This is a genomic window from Paenibacillus sp. WLX2291, from assembly GCF_046603665.1.
Taxonomy (GTDB): Bacteria; Bacillota; Bacilli; order Paenibacillales; family Paenibacillaceae; genus Saccharibacillus.
Genome location: NZ_CP176755.1, coordinates 1,657,847 through 1,683,719, shown reverse-complemented (window position 1 = coordinate 1,683,719; position 25,873 = coordinate 1,657,847). Strand labels below are relative to the sequence as shown.

Annotated in this window: 22 protein-coding genes; 6 read left to right on the top strand and 16 right to left on the bottom strand. The window is 46.6% G+C overall.

All coding sequences use genetic code 11. The features are described from left to right. Positions 1-89: 89 nt before the first annotated feature. The 3 genes from ACDE64_RS07280 to ACDE64_RS07270 form a co-directional block, all read right to left on the bottom strand. Positions 90-1,466: a hemolysin family protein gene (locus tag ACDE64_RS07280; protein WP_411345814.1), complete on the bottom strand. Its 1,377-nt coding sequence runs from the start codon at positions 1,464-1,466 to the stop codon at positions 90-92. A 94-nt stretch (positions 1,467-1,560) separates the two neighbouring features. Continuing rightward, positions 1,561-2,694 carry a radical SAM/CxCxxxxC motif protein YfkAB gene (yfkAB, locus tag ACDE64_RS07275; protein WP_411345813.1) on the bottom strand — a complete coding sequence of 378 codons (1,134 nt, stop codon included), beginning with the start codon at positions 2,692-2,694 and terminating at the stop codon, positions 1,561-1,563. 100 nt (positions 2,695-2,794) lie between these two features. Beyond that, positions 2,795-4,243: a bifunctional metallophosphatase/5'-nucleotidase gene (locus ACDE64_RS07270; RefSeq protein ID WP_411349514.1), complete on the bottom strand. Its 1,449-nt coding sequence runs from the start codon at positions 4,241-4,243 to the stop codon at positions 2,795-2,797. 194 nt (positions 4,244-4,437) lie between these two features. Here ACDE64_RS07270 and ACDE64_RS07265 point away from each other — a divergent pair, with 194 nt between their 5' ends. Further along, entirely contained in the window at positions 4,438-5,184 is a 747-nt protein-coding gene (locus tag ACDE64_RS07265; protein WP_411349512.1) for a molybdenum cofactor biosynthesis protein, read from the top strand. Positions 5,185-5,267: 83 nt separating this feature from the next. Then, a complete protein-coding gene (locus tag ACDE64_RS07260) occupies positions 5,268-6,302 on the top strand; it encodes an HD-GYP domain-containing protein (RefSeq protein ID WP_411345810.1) in 1,035 nt (344 codons plus the stop codon). Positions 6,303-6,562: 260 nt separating this feature from the next. Here the strand turns inward: ACDE64_RS07260 and ACDE64_RS07255 are convergent, their stop codons facing one another. After that, positions 6,563-8,161 carry an FAD-dependent oxidoreductase gene (locus tag ACDE64_RS07255; protein ID WP_411349511.1) on the bottom strand — a complete coding sequence of 533 codons (1,599 nt, stop codon included), beginning with the start codon at positions 8,159-8,161 and terminating at the stop codon, positions 6,563-6,565. A gap of 293 nt (positions 8,162-8,454) precedes the next feature. Between ACDE64_RS07255 and ACDE64_RS07250 the strand changes: the two genes are divergently transcribed. Then, a complete protein-coding gene (locus ACDE64_RS07250) occupies positions 8,455-9,117 on the top strand; it encodes a 3'-5' exonuclease (protein WP_411349510.1) in 663 nt (220 codons plus the stop codon). Positions 9,118-9,286: 169 nt separating this feature from the next. On the opposite strand, the gene ACDE64_RS07245 is transcribed toward ACDE64_RS07250, so the two are convergent. The 4 genes from ACDE64_RS07245 to ACDE64_RS07230 form a co-directional block, all read right to left on the bottom strand. Next, the gene (locus ACDE64_RS07245) at positions 9,287-9,802 is read right to left on the bottom strand and encodes a GNAT family N-acetyltransferase (RefSeq protein ID WP_411349509.1); all 516 of its coding nucleotides are present in this window, start codon (positions 9,800-9,802) and stop codon (positions 9,287-9,289) included. A 162-nt stretch (positions 9,803-9,964) separates the two neighbouring features. Beyond that, positions 9,965-10,417, bottom strand: coding sequence for a MarR family winged helix-turn-helix transcriptional regulator (locus tag ACDE64_RS07240; protein ID WP_411349508.1), 453 nt, complete (start codon positions 10,415-10,417; stop codon positions 9,965-9,967). A 366-nt stretch (positions 10,418-10,783) separates the two neighbouring features. Beyond that, positions 10,784-12,082: an MFS transporter gene (locus ACDE64_RS07235; RefSeq protein ID WP_411349507.1), complete on the bottom strand. Its 1,299-nt coding sequence runs from the start codon at positions 12,080-12,082 to the stop codon at positions 10,784-10,786. A 232-nt stretch (positions 12,083-12,314) separates the two neighbouring features. After that, positions 12,315-13,718, bottom strand: a complete 1,404-nt coding sequence (locus tag ACDE64_RS07230; protein WP_411349506.1) for a PLP-dependent aminotransferase family protein — start codon at positions 13,716-13,718, stop codon at positions 12,315-12,317. Between the two features lie 561 nt (positions 13,719-14,279). Between ACDE64_RS07230 and ACDE64_RS07225 the strand changes: the two genes are divergently transcribed. Both ACDE64_RS07225 and ACDE64_RS07220 read left to right on the top strand, forming a co-directional pair. Beyond that, positions 14,280-15,251, top strand: coding sequence for an arsenic resistance protein (locus ACDE64_RS07225; protein ID WP_411349505.1), 972 nt, complete (start codon positions 14,280-14,282; stop codon positions 15,249-15,251). 218 nt (positions 15,252-15,469) lie between these two features. Next, positions 15,470-16,309, top strand: a complete 840-nt coding sequence (locus ACDE64_RS07220; RefSeq protein WP_411349504.1) for a DUF2304 domain-containing protein — start codon at positions 15,470-15,472, stop codon at positions 16,307-16,309. A 415-nt stretch (positions 16,310-16,724) separates the two neighbouring features. Here ACDE64_RS07220 and sufB read toward each other — a convergent pair whose 3' ends face one another. From sufB to ACDE64_RS07180, 8 genes are all read right to left on the bottom strand, one after another. After that, positions 16,725-18,122 (bottom strand): Fe-S cluster assembly protein SufB, encoded by a 1,398-nt coding sequence (gene sufB, locus ACDE64_RS07215; RefSeq protein ID WP_367055502.1) that lies wholly within the window; start codon positions 18,120-18,122, stop codon positions 16,725-16,727. A gap of 18 nt (positions 18,123-18,140) precedes the next feature. Continuing rightward, positions 18,141-18,572 (bottom strand): Fe-S cluster assembly sulfur transfer protein SufU, encoded by a 432-nt coding sequence (gene sufU, locus ACDE64_RS07210; RefSeq protein WP_367055499.1) that lies wholly within the window; start codon positions 18,570-18,572, stop codon positions 18,141-18,143. Continuing rightward, complete coding sequence (locus tag ACDE64_RS07205) at positions 18,559-19,782, bottom strand: cysteine desulfurase (protein WP_411345800.1); 1,224 nt, start codon at positions 19,780-19,782, stop codon at positions 18,559-18,561. The genes sufU and ACDE64_RS07205 overlap by 14 nt, the downstream gene beginning before the upstream one ends. Then, the gene (sufD, locus tag ACDE64_RS07200) at positions 19,779-21,080 is read right to left on the bottom strand and encodes a Fe-S cluster assembly protein SufD (protein WP_411349503.1); all 1,302 of its coding nucleotides are present in this window, start codon (positions 21,078-21,080) and stop codon (positions 19,779-19,781) included. Before sufD ends, ACDE64_RS07205 begins: the two co-directional genes overlap by 4 nt. Before the next feature lie 28 nt (positions 21,081-21,108). Next, complete coding sequence (gene sufC / locus ACDE64_RS07195; RefSeq protein ID WP_411345798.1) at positions 21,109-21,897, bottom strand: Fe-S cluster assembly ATPase SufC; 789 nt, start codon at positions 21,895-21,897, stop codon at positions 21,109-21,111. 510 nt (positions 21,898-22,407) lie between these two features. Continuing rightward, positions 22,408-23,016: a DUF1802 family protein gene (locus ACDE64_RS07190; protein WP_411349502.1), complete on the bottom strand. Its 609-nt coding sequence runs from the start codon at positions 23,014-23,016 to the stop codon at positions 22,408-22,410. 238 nt (positions 23,017-23,254) lie between these two features. Beyond that, positions 23,255-23,731 (bottom strand): hypothetical protein, encoded by a 477-nt coding sequence (locus ACDE64_RS07185; protein ID WP_411349501.1) that lies wholly within the window; start codon positions 23,729-23,731, stop codon positions 23,255-23,257. A gap of 313 nt (positions 23,732-24,044) precedes the next feature. Continuing rightward, a complete protein-coding gene (locus tag ACDE64_RS07180; protein WP_411345795.1) occupies positions 24,045-24,512 on the bottom strand; it encodes a Dps family protein in 468 nt (155 codons plus the stop codon). A gap of 266 nt (positions 24,513-24,778) precedes the next feature. Here ACDE64_RS07180 and mtnA point away from each other — a divergent pair, with 266 nt between their 5' ends. Further along, on the top strand, positions 24,779-25,873 hold the full coding sequence (mtnA, locus tag ACDE64_RS07175; RefSeq protein WP_411349500.1) for an S-methyl-5-thioribose-1-phosphate isomerase: 1,095 nt from the start codon (positions 24,779-24,781) through the stop codon (positions 25,871-25,873).

Genomic DNA, 25,873 nt, shown 5'->3' with positions numbered 1-25,873 from the left:
GCGGTATGGACAAGATCCATACCGCCTGTATACCATTGTATGATTTAAGCCGATCCTACCGGCTCAACGATTCGCAGTACGACAATTCTTTACGATTCGCCGGATGAACGCTCCTCATTGCGATGTTCATTTTCCTCGTCCTCTTCATCTTCCTGTTGAGGCAGCGGATGAACATGCACCCGCATAATGCGCAGACGCTCCGATTCGGCAACCTCGAATACGACACCGTCCACTTCGACGGTTTTGCCATTTTCCGGTACGCCCTCTAGCTCTTTGAACATCCAGCCTCCGATGGAATCGACTTCATCGTCATCAATCTCCACCCCGGACAGCTCGTTCACATCTTCGATCAACATACGACCATCCACCGAAATGATATCGCCGATCCGTTCCACATCCGGGCGCTCATCTTCGAACTCATCGTACAGCTCGCCGACAATCTCTTCCAGAATCTCCTCAGCAGTTAGCAAACCGGCAGTACCGCCGTATTCATCAACCACGAGCGTCATTTGAGCATGATTCTTCTGCATCAATTGCAATACATGACTGATCTCCATCGACTCTGGTACGTTAAGGATCGGACGAGCCAGCGCAGCCAGATCATACGGCTGATTAACTGGCGACAACAGTACATCGGTAATATGTACAAAGCCGATGATTCTGTCCTTGTCTTCCACCGCCACCGGATAACGTGAATGCTTCGTATCCTGAATGATCGCCAGATTCTCTTCTTTGGACAGATTCGTATACAAGCAATTCATATCGGTACGAGGCAACATCACTTCACGTGCAAGCAGATCGGAAAATTCAAAAATATTGTTAACGAGCTCAATCTCGCCTTCATCCATAACCCCGCTCTTGGCGCTCTGGTTCATCAGAATGCGAATTTCTTCTTCAGAATGCGCACCTTCCGCTTCGCTCGCAGGCTCAATACCAACTGCGCGCAGAACACCATTGGCAGCCGTATTCAGCAACCAGATAAACGGGAAGAATACCCGGTAAAAGAACAGCAGTGGCGCAGACAATGCCAGCGATACGCCATCTGTCCGCTGAATAGCTAGCGACTTGGGCGCCAACTCGCCCAGTACAATATGCAAAAATGTAATCACCGCAAATCCGATAATGACCGAAATCGTCGTAATTAACGTGCCATCGGTAAAGCCTAATTTGTACATAAGCGGTTCTACCAGCAGCTCAGATATCGCCGGCTCACCGACCCAACCAAGTCCGAGCGAGGCAAGTGTGATACCGAACTGAGTAGCTGACAAATACGCATCCAGTTTGCTGTTTACCTTGAGCGCATACCCTGCCAGACGGTTGCCTTCACTTTTCAATTCCGTTAGCCGCGAATGCCTCACTTTGACCAGTGAGAATTCGGCGGCCACAAAAAATCCATTCAAAAATACAAGTACAAATACAAGAGCCAAATTGAGTATTAAACTGCCGATCTCAAACTCATGCCCCAACCGGAACGCCCCTTTTCTCGGATATATGGTACATCAGCCGCACACTGCCGCCGGAACCCATACACGGCGTACCTGCGCACAATGAAGGCGACTTTTACAGTATCGCTTTGCGTGATTTGAAATCCGTATCTTTGTAATACATGTCTGCCACGAGCAGATTCGGGCCGCAGCAAGCAGCCAGATCGCAATGACAATTGACCTGCTGATTCAGCGGATGGTTATTGCTCCATTCGCCAAAGATATCATCCAGCTTACGGTTTGCAATATTGCCAAATGCCGGAATCGCCGCAAAATCGGTTACAAACACATCCCCGGTAAACATATTCACATTGACCCGGTTGCGTCCGTCTGGATCGTTACGCACCGTTACATTGCGCTCGCCGCGTAGACGCGATACGATCTCGCGATCTTCTTTACCCGGATTGCAGCTGAAAAATGGCAATGTACCGAACAGCATCCACATATCCTGATCCCGATGATCCAACAGATCGTGAATCGCAGCGCGGAAATCTTCCAGTGACAGCACTGGCAGTTTAGCGGCAAAATCAGCAGCATACATCGGATGCACCTCATGACGCTGACAGCCCATTTCACGAATCAGATTATGAATCTCTGGCAGCTTGCGGTGTGTGCGGTAATTGATCATCGACTCGGCGGAAATGAACATGCCTGCGTCGCTCAGACGACGCGTATTGTCGATCATCTTGTCATACATGCGTACAGCGGCTTCGCGCGGCACCGGATGACCGCTATTGGCAAAGCCCACCTCATGGAAATCATCGGGCGATGTATAGTTAAACGAAATATGCATAACGTCCAGATACGGCAGCAATTGCTCGTATCGGCCGATGTCCAGCGTCAGGTTAGAGTTGATCTGAGAACGGATCCCGCGTTCGCGTGCATAACGCAGCAGCGGAACGATCACCTCATCTACTGTTTTTTTGCGAAATGACGGTTCCCCGCCGGTAATGCTGATCGTCTGCAAATGCTCTACCTCATCAAGGCGTTTGAGCATCAGCGGCAGCGGGATCATGTCCGGTTCGCGCAATACGAGCGAATCGCCGACCGCGCAATGCTCACAGCGCATATTGCACAGATTGGTCACCGTCATCTCCACGCTTGTCAGCGTATGTTTGCCGTACTGGCGAAGTGATTGCAGTGGGTCCCACGGATCGTAACTCGGGGATAATTCCTTCAGCGGCCACTCACTTCTGTGTATAACTGTCATTTATTTTTCACCTTATTTCATGTATTAACCCTGAAATTCACTCTGCATAACGGATCATATGCACATCTACTATGCAATTGTTGGTACAAGGTCTTGTTTATCATAACATAAACCAGCGCGCTCCGGCACAGCTAGACACCGCACCCGGCGTTTGCAATTCACTTCGTAGCAGATCGCGGATAAATTCAGACAGCATATACGTCACACCCGCACTCTCGCTGAGCGATTCGTATCCGATTCGAAAGGTAAACATATCTAGCGAACCAACGCTATATTCACGCTGGTCATCCAGTATCTCTGTTCCTACCTTGATGCTTGTTATACGCTCATAGGGCGGGCGCGACCAATCCACATGAACATTCATGCCATCTACACATAACCCGCCTAGCACTTTGCCGCGAAATCCATACCCCATAATCGGCTTATGTGTAAATTCACCTAGCAGTGATTGTTCCAGCGCCTGCCGAATGCTGCTGCCTTTGAGCAGGGTCAGACACGGATTGATCGGTGACGGACAGAGACGGTGTAGCAGTGCCTCACTGATCTCACCTGCTGGCAACGGGCCAAGCAATTGTCCACTGTTCACAATGGACAGCTCCGCTCCAGTATAACGGCGCACCGCCTGCGCCAACAGATTGCCGAGCGGAGATTCATGCTCGTAGTTGATATCTAATGGTTGTTCCAGCATCGCAATCGCATGGCTCATCCGTTCTTCTGCACGCTGACGATGAAGCACAATCGCCGCTTCAATCTCGGCGCTACGCTCCATCTCTGGTGAGGTTGGAACTAGCCCGCTATCCAATAGACGTGGACGGTTGCCGTGCGCATCCTTTTGCCAGCTCATATACCCCATATAATGTCCAAATTTGCCAGCTGCTCCGACTACGGTGTGACCGATCTGCAACGGACGCTCCAGTACATGATGGCTATGACCGCCAAGAATTACATCCAACTCCGGTAATCGCTCTGCCAATCTCTGATCGGTGGACAATCCAAGATGCGACATCAACACTAGCAAATCCACCTGACCTCGAAGCTGCCGAATGAGTGGTTGTAAGCTTGCCAGTGGTTCGCTTACATCCCAGCCCAGAATGTCGTAGAAATCACCATAAGGCGCAGTTGCCCCAACCAGTCCGATTGTCCAGCCGCCCTTCTCGATAATTCGGTATGGCTCCATCCACACTGGCGGTGCCCCTGTTTCATGCTCTATCACATTGCTGCATATGACCGGACTAACAATGCCAGCATATGTCTGATTCAGAATCTCTGGCGTATATGTCAAGCCTTCGTTGTTGCCGATTGTAATTGCATCATAGCCGGTCATATTGAGAATATCGACATTGGCGCCACCGCTGGAGCCTTCCGTTTCCATCGCCATCCGATCCATATGATCGCCGATATCGAGCAGTAGCACATGCTCATCGCCGCAGCGTTGCCGATATTCATCCGCGATGGCAGCCAGGATGCCCATATTTTCAAAATGACTGTGCAGATCATTGGTATGCAAAATCGTGATCATGTCGCTATCTCGTTGCTGTTCTGTGTTCATACGGGAACCCCTTTCGTCTCAATAGCTTCTATGATGATGTATCATCACGCACAAATTCGGGTATTATCGCAAATATAAACATTGATTATATCATTGCTGCCGATGTCCGTATGTGTTTTTCTTGTCACACCAATATGACATCAGAATATGGTACTATCAAAAGTGATAAATACATGTTGGAGGTCGTTACTTTTATGCAGTATACCATTAAATTATTCGCCGGGCTTGCCGAACGAATCGGACAGTCCGAAGTTCAAATAAATATCGAGCCACCAGTCGCTGATGATGGCACCACATTGCCGGTTACAGTAGCTCATTTGAAGGAAACGCTATCTTCTTTATACCCTGATGCGGAAAATTCCATCCGTCACGCCTTTGCAGCTGTTAACCAAGAGTACGCTTCGGTCGATAATACTATTAAGGAAAATGACGAATTGGCACTTATTCCGCCCGTATCCGGTGGATCAGGTGCCGATAACGGCGCGCAAACTCCAGATGGGCTGTATGTCATTACCGGCAATTTGCTGTCTGCGGAAGAAGTGATTGCCAAAGTTGGCGATAACAATCACGGTGCTACGATTGCGTTTATCGGCACAACACGCGAGATGACTGGCGAGATGCAGACGATTCATCTGGAATATGAAGCTTATGTACCGATGGCATTGAGTCAATTGCAAAAAATCGGGACTGAAATTGCCAGCCGCTGGCCCGGCACACGCTGTGCAATCAGTCATCGTACTGGCACCGTTGCAATCGCCGAGACGAGCGTCATCATCGCGGTATCTTCCTCTCATCGCAATGATGCGTATGAAGCCAGTCGCTTCGCCATTGAACGGCTCAAAGAAACCGTGCCAATCTGGAAAAAAGAAATATGGGCGGACGGTTCCGAATGGAAAGGTGCGCAAACCGGACCGTGGAATCCGGTAGAGCCAAAGTCCTGAGTCCTTTTATCCACGTTTCCGTTGTTATCAAAATTCTTTCTTGATATGATACATTTAACATTCATTTATGGAGGTGCCCCGCATTGAGAGTTCATGTGACAGATTTAAAGCCGGGAGATACGCTGTTAAGTGATACATTCAACTCATTCGGCATTCACATTATGCAAAAGGGCCATACTCTTCTTTCCAATGATATCAGCAAGCTGCTACAGCATGGTGTTGATTATGTGGAGATTGAGAACACGGTTGATTCTTTACAGACCGAACCTGTGCGTTCGCTGGAAGAAGCGAAAGTGCATTTTGATACTGCCTTGTCGGGCTTTGAAAATCTGTTTCTGAGTGCGGCTTCGCGTGGCGAATTCGATGGTAGCCAGGTGGATCAGATGCTGGAGCCGCTAATGAACGAGCTGCATACCCAGAAGGACGTCGTATCCGTGCTATTCGTGCTCAATGATACGGATAATTACACGTATACCCATTCCCTACAGGTAGGCATGCTGTCTTATTATCTGGCAACGTGGATGGGCTATACAGAGCGTGAAGCGTATATTATCGGACGCGCTGGTTATTTGCATGATGTTGGCAAATCAAAGGTTCCACCTCAGATTCTGAACAAGCCGGGCAAGCTGACTGCGGACGAATTTGAGATTATGAAGCAACATACGACATTTGGCCATGATCTGATTATGCAATCTACAGGGGATGAGATTAGCGCCATTGTCGCTCTGCAACATCATGAGCGTACCGATGGCAAAGGATATCCTCACGGTCTCAAGCTGGAAGATATTCACCCATATTCGCGAATCGTTTCGGTTGCTGATATTTATAGTGCGATGACGACCAATCGGGTGTACCAATCCAAGCAAGAGCTGCTCAAAGTATTAAAAGAGCTGCATCGTATGAGTTTCGGTCAGCTGTACCCGGATGCAGCGCAGACATTTATCCGCAATATGTTACCGAATATGATCGGCAAAAAAGTTCGTCTCAACTCCGGCGAAACTGGCAAAATCGTCATGACCAATCCGTCGGATTATTTCCGCCCGTTGATCGAAACAGATAAAGGCTTCAAAGACCTGTCCATGCAATCCAATCTGGAAATTGAAGATATTTTCCTGTAGCGTATTCGATAGTCTCGTCTGCGCTTCGCTTACTCCAGCTCTTACCGTCTACTTATAGATTTGCCATACTTATGTAGAAATCAATAAACAGGCACGCCACTATAAGAAGCATGCGACCGTATATCATCTCAGATGGGATGAAACGGTCCATGGTTCTATATAACCGGCGTGCCTGTTTGTTTTGTATGTTGGATCATGTCGCTAGTATCTGTTCATGCTCTACCCGCGAATACATGAATGCAGGAATGCAGCAATACATCCTATTCCAACGAGATATTGTAATCTTTACGCAAATAGTCATGAATCTGTTCAAAATCCTGCTTGGTCAGCTCACGTAGACGCTTGTCTTTGCCTTCATGCCCCAAAATAATGCCCATCGTCTCAGCTGCTAGCGCGGTAGTTGGAGTGATGCGTGCACTACCGTATGCCTGAATCTCTGCACCGATATTTTTACCAGCGACCAGTACATTATCGTAATCCTTCAACTCAAATGATCGCATCGGAATGCCGTAAAAGTCTGGCTTGCCGTATCCTTTGCCTGTTGGAACCTCGTGTGTACCTTGAATATCCATCGGATAACCGCCCACACTCACATTGTCCCAGAACATATTGCTGTCTTGTACATCGTTATACGTCAGCACATAATCTGTCTGATACCGGTTATAGTCACGGATATATAGATAATCCGGGAACCCGTTCAGCTCGGCGTTTTTGTAGCCGGGAATATTGTCACGCAGAAATTTCAGCACTTCCGGCGCCGCGGCTTTGCCTTTGGCGATTGCTTTGCTGACGGATTCTGGATTGGATGGATCGACATCATAGATCAGCAGTGCATTGATGATCACATCGCCATGCTTCTGATAAGTTGAGTTGATGCCGCGTAGCTTGAGCTGAGAATCTGCCAGCTTGAGCTTGTCGGTCACCTTGTTGAACCCGGTGCCAAAGTCGTAATCGACATACGTGTTCGTTCCATATTTCGCTTCCAGATTGGAGAGCGGATAGTCCAATAATGTCGCGCTGTGGAGAGCGATCCAGTCGACGTTTTTGAATTTGAGCATATACGTTGCTGCCATATACTCGGGCTTGTCGCTATCACTGAAAATGGACTCCACACCCGGAATCCGCGTAACGTCCAGCTTAGAGCTGAGTGCAGCATAGTCGGTATTTTCCACAAAATAACGTGCTGATACCGTATGCTCTGCACCATCCTTCTCCGTATACGTGATGCTGGAAATGGAGTGCATATGGTTCAATTCGTCCTGCTGGATATGTCCGAGCGTGATGCCGCTTTTGAGCGTAATCCCTTGAATCAACCCGTTATAATATTCCACAAAATCGGATTCCTTGCGAATTTCGCCACTATTGTAGGCGTTATAAAGCTTCTTCATCTCGCCTTGAACAAGACTGACTTTTTTGTTGTTGTTCGGCTCGTCTAGTACGAGCATCTGTCCCTGTAACAGCTGACCGCCCGGCTCGTTCCGCGGATCAAGGATCAGTACATTCAATCCTTCATCGTGCGCTGCCTTTGCCATCAGAATGCCTTCAATCTCACTGCCGATCAATACCAGATCATATTGCTCATCTACAGTAGGTGCCGATTGCTGGATAGCACTATCCTTATCGGTAGCTGGGCTGGAGGAATCCGTAGCAGAATTTCCGTTCTGTTGCTGAGCGGCTGTATTACCCTTTTGCTCATTGAGACCACTTGCATTCCTCGTTTCGGCAGTCGAGACTTGCTGCTGCATGTACCATACGGTGCCGCCCACTCCGATGATCAATACAGCAAGCAATGTAAGCAGCCATGCACGTATGGAATTCTTTTTTCGTCTGTGTTGTCGTTCACTTCGTCTACTCTTCAATGTTCTGTTAACCCCTTGTGTATCAAATTGTCGGTTGTCTACTGCCTATTGTGTGTAACTCACTAGTATACAGCGTACATATGTACTACAATAAGAAATCCGGGCAGCACTATGTACCGTGTGCTTGCACAGATGAATATACCGTTATTTGTCATTTGGCTTCCTTTCAAAGGGTACAGGGGGATGGCTCGTTCGTCAACAACGGTTTTGTAATGTTTGGCAGCATGCGAAATCATACTAGAATTAGAATCAAACACAAACACCCCGGGGATTGCCGGGAAAGGATGAATGGAATGAACTTTGTAACGATTGACTTTGAGACTGCCAATTCCAGTCGCAGTAGCGCCTGCTCTATTGGGATCGTCGAGGTAGCGGACGGACAGATTGTGAACGAATATTCGCGTCTGATCAACCCGCAGCAGCATTTTGATCCCATGAATATTAGTATTCACCGAATTACGCCGTCTATGGTGGAGCATGAACCGACATTCGGCGAATTGTGGTCAGAGCTACTGCCTTATTTTGAACATAAACATGTAGTGGCACATAATGCTGCCTTCGATATGAGCGTGCTGCGTCATAGTCTGGACGCAGCGGCAACAGGGTATCCCGCTTTTCAATACTACTGCACCTATCTGCTTAGCAAAAAAGTGCTAAATGAGCTTCCTGCCCATCGGCTTAACAATTTGGCTGCATATTATGGTATTCCACTTCAGCATCACGATGCGCTGGAAGATGCTCGCGCGGCGGCACTGGTGCTGCTCAAGCTGCTAGAACATAAGCAGCATGCTACTCCTGCCGAATTATCGTCTGCTGTTGGTTACAAGCCGGGGACGATGTATGCAGGTGGTTATACACCGTTCTCTCTATCATCAAAAGAGAAAAAGGCGGGCGGTTGGAAGAAAAAACCGTATATACGCAAATCTCCGACCACATCCAACCATCCATTTCTGTAAATGCACCAGATGTAATATAACTGTGCAAAACGTCATGTAAAGATGCGTAGGAGCATAACCCATAACACCCCTATCCAATCAACAGATAGGGGTGTTCTTACTATATACAATTACTATTCATGACCGTCGACTGGTCGCTTACCACTTCAATATCCATATGACACACTAACTACAGCTTCCGCATCATAATAAGATCGATTTGCCGATCATCTCCCATGTAAAAGGAATGCTCGCCAATCTGCACAAAGCCCAGCCGATGGTAGAACGCCAGCGCATTGTCATTCTTTTCCCATACGCCTAGCCAAATTTTGCTTTTCTTATGCTCTGCCGCTATATTCAGTGCCTGATTAAGCAAATAACGTCCTAACCCTTGCTTTTGAAACGTACTGCGTACATAAATTCGTTCGATCTCCAGCGATTCATCGCCCATCGACTCCGACTGCGCATCATCTGTATTCAGCTTCATATACCCGGCATGCTGTCCGTCTTTGATTACAAAATAAAATTGCGAATGTGGATGCAACAGCTCCTCTTCCAGCTTGTTCGTATCATATGCCTGATCCATATAAGCACTCATATTGTCCGGTGTATTGTATGGAGCAAACGTCTCGTCAAATGTCTCGTAGCTGATACTACGCAGCGCTTGCACATCTGCGGTGGTACAGCGGCTTAGCGTGATTGTCATATCGTATGTCACTCCTTATTGCTTATAGGTATGCACAACCTAACAGGTCAGCAATGTCCTGTTATCATTTCATGATTTCTAACATACACAATGGTATTGATTGCTCATGTTCCATTGATATTTGGTATACGATTGATATCGCATACGACGCTGATCAATTCCTTAATATTGACGTTTGTTGCCTTTTTTCACAAACTCCCAATCTTTCTCTACATTGCTGCGCACGCGTTGCAGCAATGCCAGCAGCGTAGCGCCTTCTTCTTCTGTTAATCCGCTCAACGCAACCTGCTCCGAATGATGATGCTCGCGCTGGATAAACGGATATAGCTGCTGACCTTTCGCAGTTGGAAATAGCTTTTTGATCTTCAGGTTATGCTCATCCTCGCGCTTCTCCACAAATCCGCTCAGCTCCAGCTTTTGCACTGCACGCGCAGCTGTTGTGCGGTCAACTTTGATCATTTCGGCAAGCTTTTCCTGAATAATGCCCGGATGCTCACAGACACGTACCAAATATAAATATTGCCCTTTCGTCAGATCATACTCTTTGAATTCAATATTGCTAATGGAATCAAGCGCTCTCGCAATCATGCCGACCTCACGTAAAATATCTGTCATTATGATATCCTCCAATATTCATTTTATTGCAAATGCAACAAAAATAAGACACTTTTAATCTATCGTATTCATATTGCATTTGCAACAAAAAAATGAATTGGGCGATAGGATAATAGTGAGCTATGTTGCTTGTACATCCGGTTTGCCACTAGTAATGCTGGGCATTGCCATGTACGGCTAAGCCAGAACAACCCACAATATAGCAAAAAACGGCTGTTCTTATGAACAACCGTTCTGCTTCGTGGATCATCTTCTCATTCGTACCTATATTCGGAAGTTGTTGTCTGATCCAATCCATATCGATATCTTCATATCACAATATAAACAGTACCTTTTGTAAAGGTTATATCCATTCGTCAACCATTCTTACACGGGTTGCCGTGAGGATCGCGACCAGATAACAACTGGAATGAGCAGTAGCGACAGAATTCCACCAGCTATCGATAATACCGGATAACTGGAACCCGCCACAACCATACCAGACAATGCTCCCCCAGCGGCGCCGGATAAGGCGATCAATACATCGACCGAACCTTGTACTTTTGCCCGGGTGGAAGCTTCGGTTGAATCGACGATCAATGCCGTACCGCTGATCAAGCCCAGATTCCAGCCCAGACCGAGCAGACAAAGTGCCACAATCAACAAGATCATAGAGTCAGCAGGCGCAAACGCCGCAACCAGCCCCGCCAATAATAAGGTGACGCCGGAAGCGACCGCCATTACCGCCCGCCCTAGCTTATCAACTAGTAGTCCGGTCACCAGCGATGGCAAATACATTGCTCCAATATGAAATCCAATCACCAATCCGACCTCGCCCAGACCGTGACCATGATGCTGCATATGTACAGGTGTCATCGTCATAATCGCAACCATCACCACCTGCGTAACGACCATAATGGTTGCACCAGCGATGATCCCTTTTTTATTTTCCAATGGTGTCGTACGGTTATGTGCAGGATGAGCAGACGGTTGCAATCCCTGTATTCTCAGCATTTCTGCAATCATCAGCGGATCAGGACGCAGCATGACAAACAATATCAATCCTGCTAATAGATACGCAGCCGCAGCGAGTATAAACGGTCCTGCCAGCGCCGGAATCCCTAGGGATAAGGCAACATTGCCCATCACATTCACCAGATTCGGTCCTGCCACCGCACCAAATGTTGTAAATACCATCGTCATACTAACCGCTGTTGCCCGCTGCTTGCTACTCGCAAGATCAGTTCCCGCATATCTGGCTTGTAAATTCGTCGCTGTACCTGAACCGTAGATGAGCAACGCCGCAAATAGCAGCCAAACACTGCTCCACACCGCTGCCAAAATAATCCCAATCGCACCGACTCCACCTAGCATAAAGCCAATCGTTAGCCCTGTCCGTCGACCGTACCGCTGCGATAAGCGTCCAACCAGCAGTGCCGCCCCTGCCGATCCCAACGTCAACAACGCAGATGGCACACCAGCATAAGCGTCTGTACCGAGCATTTGTTGGGCAAGTAGCGCTCCTACCGTAACACCTGCTGCCAGCCCTGCACCGCCAAATACTTGCGAGACACTGACGACACCTAATGTACGCCGATACAGAGCTTGCTGCTGCTCTGGTGATTGACTGTAACGGTGAAGCCAATCCAATTGCTGCTGCGATCCATTTGTATGATTCCTGCTCATTATGCTCCAACCTGCTTTCCTTCAGAATCCGATTCGTAGTACTTCCTACCAGAATGGGATTATCATATCATGATACGAAAAAGCCATACAATACTATAATTGTATGGCATACAATGTTGGTGACATGTGTGATATTGGCTACATGTGTAATATTCGTTGCATGTGTAATGCGTACTAGTAGTTATTATAAAAAGGAGATATTCAAACAACTTGAACATTACTGACCACCCGATTATTCATGCTCTTGTGCAACATGATCCAATAGCTGCTTCAATATATGCAGTCCCTGCTTCAGTTCCGCCAAGGATACCGGCGCACAAACCGACAATCGTACCGCCCGTTCCGGTGAACTGTTACCCACAACAAAGCGTTCTGCCGCATACACCTGAACACCTCGCTGCGCAGCCAGCGCCTCAAACTGTGCTCCACTGCAACCTTCCGGCAATAACAACCAGCGAAAAATGCTAGTATCCTCACCGTGACAGGTGTATCCAGCCAGCAATGTATTCACCGCTTTATTACGCTGCATCGTCTGCTGACGATGACCAGCAATCAACTCTTCAAACTGATGCGATACAATCATCCGTGCCGTCAGCTCAGACAGCAGTGGCGATACCGTGACATTCAGATTGTATAGCGCTTTGGAGATTGCTTCCCGAACCTGATTGGGCACCGATACATATGCCATACGCAAACCGGGTGCGAGCGATTTGGACAGACTGGCAATATGGATCACCTGCTCTGGCGCAAACGAAGCAAGCGCAGGTAACGGATGAGATGCTAGCAAATGGTACGACGCATCCTCCATAATGAAGAGCTGGTATTGTACAGCAATAGCAGCAATTGTTTGCCGAATAGCGAGCGGCATAATGGATGCCGTCGGATTATGACAGTCGGGGATCAGGTAAATGCCTTTAATATTTTCGTTTTTGCAGGTGTATTCCAGCGCAGTGGGACTCATCACGCCATCGTCCGCTTTGATCGGTATCAGCTGAATACTGAGCATCGCAGCAGCTGTTTTCAGCCCCGGATAGGTATGCTGATCCACCGCAATCCGGTCGCCCGGCTTGCATAATCCGGCAAGTGTCGCAGCGATGGCATTTTGCCCCCCATTAGCGAACAAAATATGCTCTACCGTCGTATCCAGTCCACCGCGCCGCATCAACTGCACTGCCGCGTCCTTTTGCCAGAGATTCTCGCCCGGACGACCGTATCCAAACCAGCGCGCATAATCGCCCCCGTCATGCAGCATACTTTTCAATTGCAGCATGAGCGGTTCGTACGAATCATTGTCTGGAAACGTCGCCCCCATCTCGATGACATGCTGCGGCTTCTGATCTTCTAGCAGATAGGCGTTAGACAGCGCATCGTACGACACAAATGTACCGCTACCAACGACTGCACTGAGCAACCCTTTCAGCTCGCATACTTTGAATGCTTTGGAGATGGTGCTAAGATTCAGATCGAGATAATCCGCCAACTCACGCTGCGGTGGCAACTGCGTACCAGGCAGCAGATGACCGCTGATAATATCGCGTTCCAATTGAGTCGCAAGCGCGTGATAGATCGGCTTTTGCGTTTTGTCGATGACTGGTTTCCAGCTCATATGGTAATGTTCAAACGAATTGATAGGCATCGTGAGTATCCTTCTTTTTTTGTTGTATGTGGAATGATGTACAGTATTTCTTATGATGTTTTCGTATGCCTGCAACGAAATCGAGGCATTGATGAAACAGATCATGGTAGATCAAACAGATCAAGGCAGAGAGCAAACAGATCAAGATAGATCAGACAAATCAAGGCAGAGAGCAAATCGGAAATTTTGGATCATACTTCTTTCATTCTTCTTTCATTTGCAGTATCAACATTATTATACCTATACGATGAGCCACTACCTACACTTATATAGCGATTCTTGAATATTTTAAAAGAAAAAACGACCGCCACCCATTGGGGTATAGCGGTCGTTTTTGTGTAATACTTAATACATTTCCAGCTCGCCAATAGCGGTATAATCTGCACTGCCATTATTCGCTGTTACATTGATACGGTAGTATTGATATGATTTGGAATTAGTAAAGGAATAAGTACGCTTCTCGCCATTTGACCAATTCATCTCAAAGGATAAAGAAAATTCAACTGGTGTATGCTTATAATAAAAGCACATAAATATAGAACATTGGGAAAAGGGGATCATATGCTCACTCGTGAAAAAATGGAACAACAGCAGATTGGTATCTATATCGTTGTATTGATTGCAGCAATCGGACTCGGGCTGCTATTTCCACAAGGGATGTCGGTATTGGACAATCCTGTATTGCTATCTGGCGTTATTGCTGTGCTAATGTATGGCATGTTTACACAGATTCCGTTTGGCTTAATGCAGGAGTCGCTGCAAGATCGGCGTTTTGTAGTAGCTATTTTGCTTGCAAATTATATTGCTGTACCGATTGTTGTCTGGTGCTTATCGTGGCTCTTGCCGCAACATCCACCGATATTGCTTGGTGTGTATCTGGTGCTATTAACGCCGTGTGTAGATTACGTCATCGTATTTACGCATCTGGGACGTGGCAATGAGAAGTTGATGCTGCTGGCTACACCGATTTTATTTATCACGCAAATGATTTTGCTGCCCGTGTATTTGTGGCTATTCATGGGGCAGGATGCTGCGGATATTGTGAATCCGAAGCCGTTTATCGAAGCATTTCTGATCATCATCGTTATACCACTGGTGATCGCAGTCATTGTACAGTTGATGTCTCGCAAGCATCGCTATGGGCAACTGATCTTGGACGGTTCGGCATGGGTTCCCGTTCCGTTCATGGCATTGACGCTGTTCGTTGTGATTGCATCGCAAATGGGCAAGTTAGCGACTTACTGGTATGTATTGATTCAGGTGATTCCTGTGTATGTTCTGTTTATGCTGATCATGCCTTGGATTTCCAAAGGCATTGTGACCTTGTTACGATTGGAACCTGCCTCTGGACGGGCAGTGATATTCAGTTCAGGAACACGAAATTCACTAGTTGTACTGCCACTCGCACTGGCATTGCCGGATGATTGGAACACGTTGGTAGCTGCTATTATTGTTACGCAGACAGTTGTGGAACTGATGGGTGAGCTTGTGTATATTCGGGTGATTCCGGGATGGTTGTTGAGAGATTGCTGATGAAGCATATTCGGTGTATCGATTTCGGTTAGCATGGTATTCTACAATCACTATTTTGTATAACTGTAAATGAATAATAGTCTAGTGTATTTGTAAATATTTATTGTAAAGAGTACTCACACAGAAGCATAATTTTACTATTAATAAATGTGTAGCTTAATAATCCTAATAAATATATAATATTCCTATTATATTACATATAAAAGGGGATATTGAAAATGATTGAATTTTTAATAAGTATGGTGACAATCGCGTTTAGTGTTTATTTAGTATTAGCAATTAGATCAAAAAGAAAAGGATTTCCTAAAGCAAAAAAGCAATTTCGTATCATGTGGATTCTTTTAGCTAGTCTTATTCTATTAATGATTATCAACCCAAATAAAGGTCAATCAACAAGAAGTGCTCAAAATGAGCAACCTGCTACTAAACAGGAAACTATACAAACAGAACCTGAAAAAGCCAACACGGCCTCAACTGATAATAAAACAAATGCTTCTAAGGGCATTGAAAAAAATTCTGAACCAATGAATAAAACTAAAACAGATGAAGAAGCTGCGATCAAAAAAGAAACGAAAGTTGTTGAGAAAGAAGAAGCAAAAAGTTCAGGTAGTATTGGTATGACAGCAACAGAATTCAGAAAATCTTTTAATGAAAAATCTTCAGGACTGGGTGCAGATCTTAAGATATCTGAAGTAAACGTCGAAACAGGAGCTGTACAGAATACATTTACACATATCTTTTCTGATGATCTCGTACTACTCGGATCAGTAAATAAATCGGATGGATCCATACGTGAAATTTCCTTAATTACACAAGCAAAAACATCAAGTTCAGCACAAGATTTTTTGTTGACATTCGGAATCATAGTATTGGCAACTAATCCTGATTCTGGTTCTAACGCTGCTAAAATTGTAGGCGAGCAGCTTGGTATATTTAAAGATGACGTCGATTTTTCAACGTTAGATACTTCAACTGTTTACAATGGTATTGAATACAAAATGAAAGCTTATGAAGGTATGGGGCTTATGTTATTTGTTAGTGATCCTAACGATAAATGATAAAATCAATAGTACTGAATCAAAAGATAAAGTAATAGCTAACTGTCCTATGGCTTATATATCTTTATCAAGAAAAGCCTCTAACCATCATGGTAGAGGCTTTTCTTGATAATAAATAGCAAAAATAAGAGATTTTACTGTCTATCCACTTTAGTGACTACCTTGTATTCAGCTACATATATTATAAACAGTTCGTAAAATAAACAAAAAAAGAATCCACAGAAAATTCTGTGGATTCTATAATAAAACGTGCGTCTATAGCAAGCATACACCTTATCGATATTCAAAATACGTATAGGCGTTACATATGGAACGGCAATAAGAAATCATAAGTGTATTTGATTAAACAGTATCATATTGATAGCACACTGATTATTCATATAGCATAATCCTTAATACATTTGTTATTTAAGCATTAACCAATTGAACCTTCCATCTCGAACTTGATCAGACGGTTCATCTCTACCGCATATTCCATCGGCAGTTCTTTCGTAAATGGCTCGATGAAGCCCATAACGATCATTTGTGTCGCTTCGTCTTCGCTCAGACCGCGGCTCATCAGATAGAACAGTTGATCTTCGGATACTTTGGATACCGTTGCTTCATGCTCAAGAGTGATGTTATCATTCTTGATCTCGTTGTACGGGATCGTATCGGACGTGGACTCGTTATCCAGAATCAGCGTATCGCACTTGATGTTGGATTTTGCGCCGTCGGAGTTGCGTCCGAACGATGCCAGACCACGATAGGTTACTTTACCACCGTGTTTACTAATCGATTTGGATACAATCGTAGATGTTGTATCTGGTGCCAAATGGATCATTTTCGCGCCTGCATCTTGCAGCTGACCTTTACCAGCTACAGCGATGGACAGTACGGAACCTTTGGCGCCGCGACCTTTCAGTACAACCGCAGGATATTTCATTGTCAGTTTGGAACCGATGTTACCGTCAACCCATTCCATGTTCGCATTTTCTTCTGCAACGGCACGTTTGGTAACGAGGTTGTAGATGTTTGGCGCCCAGTTTTGGATCGTTGTATAACGTACACGCGCATCTTTTTTACACAGAATTTCGACAACTGCACTGTGCAGGGAGTTGGTGCTGTAGATTGGTGCTGTACAGCCCTCAACGTAGTGCACGAAGCTGCCTTCGTCCGCGATGATCAGAGTACGCTCGAATTGACCCATGTTCTCGGAGTTAATACGGAAATACGCTTGCAGCGGAATTTCGCATTGTACACCTGGTGGAACATAGATAAAGCTGCCGCCGGACCATACGGCACTATTCAACGCTGCGAATTTGTTATCTGCTGGCGGGATGATGGTGGAGAAGTATTCTTTGAAGATCTCCGGATGCTCGCGCAGCGCGGTATCGGTGTCGGTAAAGATAACACCTTGATCTTCCAGTTCCTTCTGCATGTTGTGGTACACGACTTCGGATTCGTACTGAGCCGATACACCAGCAAGGAACTTTTGCTCTGCTTCTGGAATACCCAGTTTGTCAAAGGTTTCCTTGATCTCAGTCGGTACTTCTTCCCATGTTTTCCCCTGTCCTTCGGACGGTTTTACATAGTACTGAATATCGTTGAAATCCAGTTCGCTCAAGTCGCCGCCCCATTCAGGCATTGGCATTTTCTCGAACTGCTCCAGTGATTTCAGGCGGAAATCGAGCATCCATTGCGGCTCGTCTTTCATTTTGGAGATTGCCATAACGATTTCTTTGCTCAGACCTTTACCGGACTGAAAAATCGCCTTGTGCTCGTCGCGGAAACCATATTTGTACTCTTCCATTTCTGGTGCTTTTTTAGCCATGGTTGTAGCCTCCCCATCTTAATTGTTGTTGCTGTCTTCGCCGATTCCTTTACGCAATGCATTCCAAGCCAGTGTAGCGCATTTGATGCGAGCGGGGAATTTGTTTACTCCGGATAGGGCTTCGATCTCTTCATATTCATCAAATTGCACCTCTTCGCCTTTCATGAGGGCGGAGAAACGGTCTGCAATATCAAGTGCTTCTTCGTACGTTCTGCCTTTGACAGCTTCGGTCATCATGGAGGCGGAGGACATGCTGATCGAGCAGCCTTCGCCAGTGTATTTCGCGTCTGTTACTTTGCCATCCTCGACAAGCAGTTGCAGTGAGATCCGATCGCCACAAGTCGGGTTGTTCAGATTCACTGTAACCGCATCGTCGCCAAACGTCCCACGATTACGCGGGTTTTTGTAATGGTCCATAATGACGCGGCGGTATAGATCATCCAATTGCATCGCCAAAATACTCCTTTGTCTGAACTAACGCTTCGATAAAGCGATCCACGTCTTGTTCATTATTATACAGGTAAAAGCTGGCGCGTGCAGTCGAGCTTGCTTCCAACCATCTCATGAGCGGCTGGCAGCAATGATGTCCGGCACGGATGGCAATTCCGTACGTATCTAGCACGGTTGCCAGATCGTGTGGATGCACGCCATCCAGATTGAATGTCACGATCCCGACTTTGCGTTTCGCCGGCCCGTAAATGTGAATGCCTTCGATCTTGGACATGCGCTCCATCGCGTAGTTCGCGAGATGGGCTTCATGCTCCTCAATCTTGTCCATGCCAATTTCGCTCAGGAAGTCGATCGCAGCCGCAAGGCCAACCGCACCGGAGATAATCGGCGTACCGCCTTCAAACCGCCATGGTGCATCCTTCCAGTCCGATTCGTACAGACCGACATCGTTGATCATCTCGCCGCCGAATTCGATTGGTTCCATCTGTGAGAGCAGCTGACGCTTGCCATACAGTGCACCGAATCCGGTCGGTCCGCACATTTTATGACTGGAAAATGCGTAGAAATCGCAATCCAGATCCTGCACATCCACTTTCATATGCGGTGTGCTCTGTGCGCCATCCACGATCATGATTGCACCGTGGCGATGGGCAATCTCGGCAATTTCTTTGACCGGATTAACTACGCCAAGCACGTTCGATACGTAGACAACCGAGACGATTTTGGTATTTTCGTTAATGACTTGCTCCACATCTGCCAGATCGATATTGCCATCTGGTTGCAGTGGAATGTATTTCAGCGTGGCACCAGTGCGCAGAGCCAGCTGCTGCCATGGAATGAGATTGCTGTGATGCTCCATCGGCGTAATCACAATCTCGTCACCCGGCTGTAGACGTGGACCGCCATATGCCGAAGCAACCAGATTGAGCGCTGTGGTTGTACCGCGGGTGAATACAATCTCTTCACTGCGCGACGCATTGATGAAACGCGCGATCTTCTCGCGTGCACCTTCGTAAGCGTCGGTTGCGCGTGTACCGAGCGTATGCACGCCGCGGTGTACGTTAGAGTTATCGTATTCATAGTAATGACGCAGCGCATCAAGTACGACGCGCGGCTTTTGCGATGTTGCCGCATTATCCAGATATACAAGCGGATGTCCGTTTACTTCCTGGTGTAAAATCGGAAACTGCTCGCGGATCAGATCGTTCACTGACCGACTTTTCTTTCGACCAGCTGTTGCAAGCGGGTCTGGAGCTGTTCCAGCGGAATGTCAGAAACGACCGGAGCCAGGAAACCGTAAATGATCAGTCGCTCTGCCTGTGCACGGGAGATACCACGGGACATCAGATAATGTACCTGTTCAGGGTTCACCTGTCCAACCGAAGCCGCGTGACCCGCCATAACGTCATCCTCATCAATCAGCAGGATTGGGTTCGCGTCGCCGCGTGCTTTCGGACTGAGCATCAGTACTTTCTCTGCTTGCTCACCGTTGGAACGGGTTGCGCCGTGTTCAATTTTGGTAATACCGTTGATGATGGCATTGGCTTCTTCGCGCATAACTGCACGAGTTGTCATTTGGCTGGTGGAATCTTTACCAAAGTGAACAGCGCGTGTAGTGTAGTTCAGACGCTGGGAACCGGAACCGACAGCGATGATTTTCGCATCGGACGTCGAACCGTTGCCTTTCAAAATCGTGGATGTATCGGTTACGGTATTGCCGTCGTTCATTTCGCCGATAATCCATTCGATGGATGCATCATTCTCGGTAATCGCACGACGATAGCTCATATCTGTTGTGCTCAGACCGAATTGGTGAACCGTTGCAAAACGAACTTTCGCGCCCGGTTTTGCAATGACTTCTACGATTCCGTTGTGCAGACGGTTGTCTTCGCCTGCGGAAATGTAGTTATCCACATACGTTACGGAGCTGTTTACGTCTGCGATGACGAGTACGCGTGGTGCAAAGGTAGCGCCTGCGTTCTCCGTCAGGAACACTGCTTGCAGCGGTACGGACACTTCTACGTTTTTCGGAACATAGAGGAAAGCGCCGCCGTTCCACAGTGCCGCACTCAGAGCGGTCAGCTGATTTTCATCGTTCTTCACAACGCTGGACAGATGCTTCTCTACCAGATCGCTGTGTTCACGTGCTGCTGTTTCCAGATCGGTGAAAATAACACCCTGGGATTTCAGTTCGTCGGACAGCGTGCTATATACGACACCAGAATCTTTTTGTACGAGCAGGTTAGCTGCTTCGTCCTCATTAACCAGAGCGCTTACTGCTTCTGGCAGCTCCTGTACAGAGGGTACGACAGTCGCCGATTGGTGTGTGCCGTATTCAGACAGATTCCATTTATCGATTTTCGTTTTTTCCGGTTTTGGCAGTTCGAGGCGGGAAGCGAGTTCCAACGCGCTCAGACGGCTTTCCGTCAGCCATGCCGGTTCGTTTTTTTGCTGGGATAGAGATTTCAGTGCTTCCGCGCTCAGCGGAAGTATCGTCTGCAATGTCATTATGCTTTTGCTCCTTCCGTACCGTTATTTACGCTTCTTGTTCTTGACCTACGGTTTCGTCAGTGATACCGAGTTCTTCTTTAACCCAGTCATAGCCTTCCGCTTCCAGGCGGGCAGCCAGCTCAGGACCACCGGATTTCACGATACGACCTTGCATCATAACGTGTACGTAGTCAGGCGTAATGTAGTTCAGGAGACGTTGATAGTGAGTGATGATCAGGAAGCCACGATCTTCGCTGCGCATTTTGTTTACACCAGCAGCAACGATTTTCAGAGCATCGATATCGAGACCGGAGTCGATTTCATCGAGAATAACGATTTTCGGGTCCAACATCAGCATTTGCAAAATTTCATTACGTTTTTTCTCACCACCGGAGAAGCCTTCGTTCAGGTAACGGTGAGCGAACTCAGGGTTCATGTCCAGCTCTTTCATACTACCTTCCATTTGACGGATGAACTTGATCAGGGAGATTTCTTTGCCTTCTTCGCGGCGTGCATTGATCGCACTACGCAGGAAGTCGGAGTTCGTTACGCCGCTGATTTCGCTCGGATATTGCATTGCCAGGAACAGACCTGCGCGAGCGCGCTCGTCTACTTCCATCTCCAGTACGTCTTCGCCGTCCAGTGTAACAACGCCGTCTGTTACTTCATATTTCGGATGACCCATCAGTGCGGATGCCAGTGTACTTTTACCAGTACCGTTCGGTCCCATGATTGCGTGGATTTCTCCACCTTTCATCGACAGGTTCACACCTTTGAGGATTTCTTTGTTCTCGATTGTTGCTTTCAGACCTTCAATGACGAAATTTGTTGCCATAGTAGACGTCCCTCCAAAATAAGTAAGTAAGCTGCTGAATAGAACAATTTTGATGTATTATTCAGTGCAGCTTCAGGATTAATCACAACATCATTTTGCTTCTTAAATCATAACAATAAAACGGGGTCTTTCGCAAAAAAATAGCGGCAATTTTTACAGAATATTGCCGACGGTACGATGCGATAGGAGAAGCCCATTTCAGGCATGACCCCGGGAAGTGGCACATGACCACCTTTTCCCGCGAACAGAGCGCTTTTCCCTGCTGCATCATCTATTCAAATGAAAAGGAAAATCCCTCAACGTTCGGTAGATTTAGATAAAGTCTAAGAATAAATCTTCCTTAGACCTATTCTAAACTGATTCTCACCGATTCTCAAGCTATTTTATAATAATTTCAATGTAGCTGCAACGAATAGGTATATGCTTCACTGTATCTTAACGTGAAAGCCATGATGATATCATATTTTCACTTGTTGTGCATCAAATAAGAAAAAGCCTGACCGATTCATCTCAGTCAAGCTTTATGGCAGGAATATCTCGCTTCTGCAGCGATTGCAGTGCAGCGGTTCTCATTGCCTCAAACTCCGCAGCGTCCAACACCGGCGTCATTTCGCTCGTCACCGGACCACTTGGTATGGAGATCCACGATTTGCAGCCGATATACTGCTCTTCGATGTGAATATCCACCGGTCGTTCAAGTATATATACCCGCAGCAAGAGAATATGAAGCGGATGTTTCTTTTTCCAGCGTAACCGTTCTTCGGCAAAAGTATCTGTCCAGATGTGATGTCCCTGTAGCAGATTCAGTTGCTCCTGATCATGGATTTCCAGATCGTCTGTCACTTCGGCGTACAGCCGAATGTTAGCAGTCTGCTGCTCTGGCGACCAATCTTGCAGCGATTCCTCTACCAGATGACGATGCTCCGGCTTGAGCAGTTCACTGCGCTGATGCTCATACGTAGGATACAGGTAAAAAGCATTGTCTTTTAATGCAAAGCTGCGCGTTTCTTCTACAATACCGCCCTTGCGCATGAGCAGAATCTGACTGCCTTCTTCCAGCGCACGGATCGCGGACGCCCATTCTTTCAGTGCGATAACGCGTTGTTCGGAATGACTCATTTTGTCTCCTCCTTTTAGCAAAACGGCATAAAGAAATGCTGTGTATACGATTGTTTGTCTCCTTTATGCCGCCAGATGATGAACTGTATTCTTTTCCTATTTTACACCTATTCGAAAAGAATACATCCACTTGGGTTCCATGTTGGATCCATATAACAGAACATTTTTGCTGAAGAAGGTAAAGAAATCCCGATCGAAGTCCATACACAGCATATGCATTATTTGATTCCGTATGATGTTACCAATTTGGTCCTGCCCATACATTGTGTATCTCGATATCGATATCGCCATGAGCCGCCGCAGGGCCGGAAGCGTTATCTACACGATATAGTACCCGATACGTATTATAATCTTCAGCCGGAATAACGGGACCTCTTCCAAATCTGTATGGATAAGAACCGGATTGTTCAATAACATGCGTCTCAAATGTGTGCCAACCGCTAGAGCCACCACCTTCTTGGAAAGACACTGTTAAACGAGAATCCCCTTCTAGTTGGGTAACTACCGTTACATCGACTACATTATTCGTACTCCACCAATTTGTATATCCTTCAGGATAATCTTCCGCCACTTCGAACCATTCCGACCAAACATAATGTCCGTAATCCGGCGGATCGGTTTGAGGTGTAACTGATGAACCCGCAGCAGAAGTTAGCGAAACAGGGAAACATAACAGTGCAATCATCATGACACTGAATAAGCGAATCGTCTTCATGATCTTCACTCTCCCTTTTCATGCTATTCACGGTACACGCAGTATGTAATGACTTCATGGACAATGAACGCACTTTAATAATACTATTATTTTACTATTAATATATTAAATAACATGTATTATTCATTGATGATTAGGATATTTGACGTTCAATCAGATGGTGCTCTTATCGAATCGCGCAACAAACGATATAAACAACGCAAAAAACACCGCCTGCATATAGCAGACGGCGTTTTGACAGCCATTTTGATGACCGTATGGAACGATGGCTCTGTAAAAGAGCATATGTCCCATTGGCGATATGATGTGTAGCTTAGCCCAGGTAAGAGCGCAGCATCCACATGTGTTTTTCCAGATCAGCTTTGAACGCGATCAGCATATCTGCTGTCGGTTGGTCAGCGGACTCTTCAGCCAGCTCGATTGTTTCTTGGAACTGTTCGGTTACTGTTGCGAAGTCTTCGATGATTGTTTGTACCATCGTACGAGCATCTTCGCTACCGTTAGCTTCCTGTACGGTTGCCAGTTCCAAATATTCTTTCAGCGTTGCGGCTGGAGAACCTTTCAGTGTCAGCAGGCGCTCAGCGATTTCGTCCATTTTCAGGGTTACTTCGTTATATAGTTCTTCGAATTTGATATGCAGCGTGTAGAAGTTCTCACCTTTTACATACCAGTGGAAGTTGTGGATTTTTACATATAATACGTTCAGGTTTGCTACTTGCAGATTCAGCAATTCTTCGATGCGTTTGGTTTGAGTTGAATTTTGATTCGTTACGTTAGACATAATGAAAATCCCTCGCTTTTATCGAATTTTATTGATGTGCTGGCATGTAATCCATACCATCAACATGTCATGCTCGTCTGCATAGAACTTACCCGTCATCCTGTTTGACGAAACAACTTTCCCTATCGTTATTCTGCTGCGACAAACGTTGTAAATGATCCCAATCAGCAAAAAGAACTGTGCAAATTGCCGCTTTTCCGATATTGTATATTTTAATGATTTATCCGTTTCATGCGTGTTCATTATGCAAGGGAGTGATTATAACTATGAGTCATATCGATACAAACCATGACGGCGCTGTTCAGGCTCCGTTTGAACCCTTATTATCGCTACGCTGGGAAAGCGACAAATTACTGATGCTCGATCAGCGTCTGCTGCCGGATGAGATTGTAATGTTGGAACTGTTCACAGCGGATCAAGTATTCGAAGGCATTCAATCCATGAAAGTACGCGGGGCACCCGCGATCGGTATTTCCGCTGCTTATGGCGTTGTGCTAGGTGCTCGCGAATACGAAGGCGAAGATGCAGCAATCTGGCTGAAGCAAGTGTTAAAAACAGCTGCGCATCTGGCAGAATCACGTCCAACTGCGGTCAATTTGTTCTGGGCGCTGGATCGTATGAACAAGCGCGCTCATCAGCTCGCTGAACAAGATCATGATACAGCAACTCGCAATCGCGAATTGGAACATGAAGCGATCGCGATTCATGCAGAAGATGAAGAAGTATGCCGCATGATCGGCGTACACGCACTACCTCTATTCCAAGATGGCATGGGCGTGCTTACGCATTGTAATGCTGGCGGTCTGGCAACAGCCAAATACGGTACGGCGCTCGCACCGATGTATCTGGCACAGGAGCAGGGCATTCAGCTTAAGGTGTACGCGGATGAGACACGTCCCGTGCTGCAAGGTGCTCGTCTAACAGCATTTGAATTACAGCAAGCAGGCATTGACGTTACTCTGCTGTGCGACAATATGGCAGGCATGGTGATGGCAAGAGGCTGGATCCAAGCTGTAATCGTCGGTGCGGATCGTGTAGCTGCTAACGGTGATGTTGCTAACAAAATCGGCACGTATAGTGTAGCTGTATTGGCAAAAGCGCATAATATTCCATTCTATGTTGCTTGCCCGTTATCGACGATTGATCTGGCGACTACTACCGGAGCTGAGATTCCGATTGAGGAGCGTTCCGCTGCTGAGGTTACGGAGAGTTTTGGTAAGCGTACAGCTCCGCAGGATATCAAAGTATTCAATCCAGCATTTGATGTAACACCGAATGAATATGTGACGGCAATCATTACGGAAAAAGGAATCGTGTACCCTTCTTATCAGGAAGAACTGCCTAAACTATTCAGTAACTAA

Bases quoted from the DNA above. Each gene is read 5' to 3' on its own strand.
- yfkAB (WP_411345813.1), bottom strand. From the start codon at position 2,694: ATGACAGTTATACACAGAAGTGAGTGGCCGCTGAAGGAATTATCCCCG.
- ACDE64_RS07270 (WP_411349514.1), bottom strand. From the start codon at position 4,243: ATGAACACAGAACAGCAACGAGATAGCGACATGATCACGATTTTGCAT.
- ACDE64_RS07265 (WP_411349512.1), top strand. From the start codon at position 4,438: ATGCAGTATACCATTAAATTATTCGCCGGGCTTGCCGAACGAATCGGA.
- ACDE64_RS07250 (WP_411349510.1), top strand. From the start codon at position 8,455: ATGAACTTTGTAACGATTGACTTTGAGACTGCCAATTCCAGTCGCAGT.
- ACDE64_RS07245 (WP_411349509.1), bottom strand. From the start codon at position 9,802: ATGACAATCACGCTAAGCCGCTGTACCACCGCAGATGTGCAAGCGCTG.
- ACDE64_RS07240 (WP_411349508.1), bottom strand. From the start codon at position 10,417: ATGACAGATATTTTACGTGAGGTCGGCATGATTGCGAGAGCGCTTGAT.
- ACDE64_RS07235 (WP_411349507.1), bottom strand. From the start codon at position 12,082: ATGAGCAGGAATCATACAAATGGATCGCAGCAGCAATTGGATTGGCTT.
- ACDE64_RS07230 (WP_411349506.1), bottom strand. From the start codon at position 13,718: ATGCCTATCAATTCGTTTGAACATTACCATATGAGCTGGAAACCAGTC.
- ACDE64_RS07225 (WP_411349505.1), top strand. From the start codon at position 14,280: ATGCTCACTCGTGAAAAAATGGAACAACAGCAGATTGGTATCTATATC.
- ACDE64_RS07220 (WP_411349504.1), top strand. From the start codon at position 15,470: ATGATTGAATTTTTAATAAGTATGGTGACAATCGCGTTTAGTGTTTAT.
- sufB (WP_367055502.1), bottom strand. From the start codon at position 18,122: ATGGCTAAAAAAGCACCAGAAATGGAAGAGTACAAATATGGTTTCCGC.
- sufU (WP_367055499.1), bottom strand. From the start codon at position 18,572: ATGCAATTGGATGATCTATACCGCCGCGTCATTATGGACCATTACAAA.
- sufD (WP_411349503.1), bottom strand. From the start codon at position 21,080: ATGACATTGCAGACGATACTTCCGCTGAGCGCGGAAGCACTGAAATCT.
- sufC (WP_411345798.1), bottom strand. From the start codon at position 21,897: ATGGCAACAAATTTCGTCATTGAAGGTCTGAAAGCAACAATCGAGAAC.
- ACDE64_RS07190 (WP_411349502.1), bottom strand. From the start codon at position 23,016: ATGAGTCATTCCGAACAACGCGTTATCGCACTGAAAGAATGGGCGTCC.
- ACDE64_RS07185 (WP_411349501.1), bottom strand. From the start codon at position 23,731: ATGAAGACGATTCGCTTATTCAGTGTCATGATGATTGCACTGTTATGT.
- ACDE64_RS07180 (WP_411345795.1), bottom strand. From the start codon at position 24,512: ATGTCTAACGTAACGAATCAAAATTCAACTCAAACCAAACGCATCGAA.
- mtnA (WP_411349500.1), top strand. From the start codon at position 24,779: ATGAGTCATATCGATACAAACCATGACGGCGCTGTTCAGGCTCCGTTT.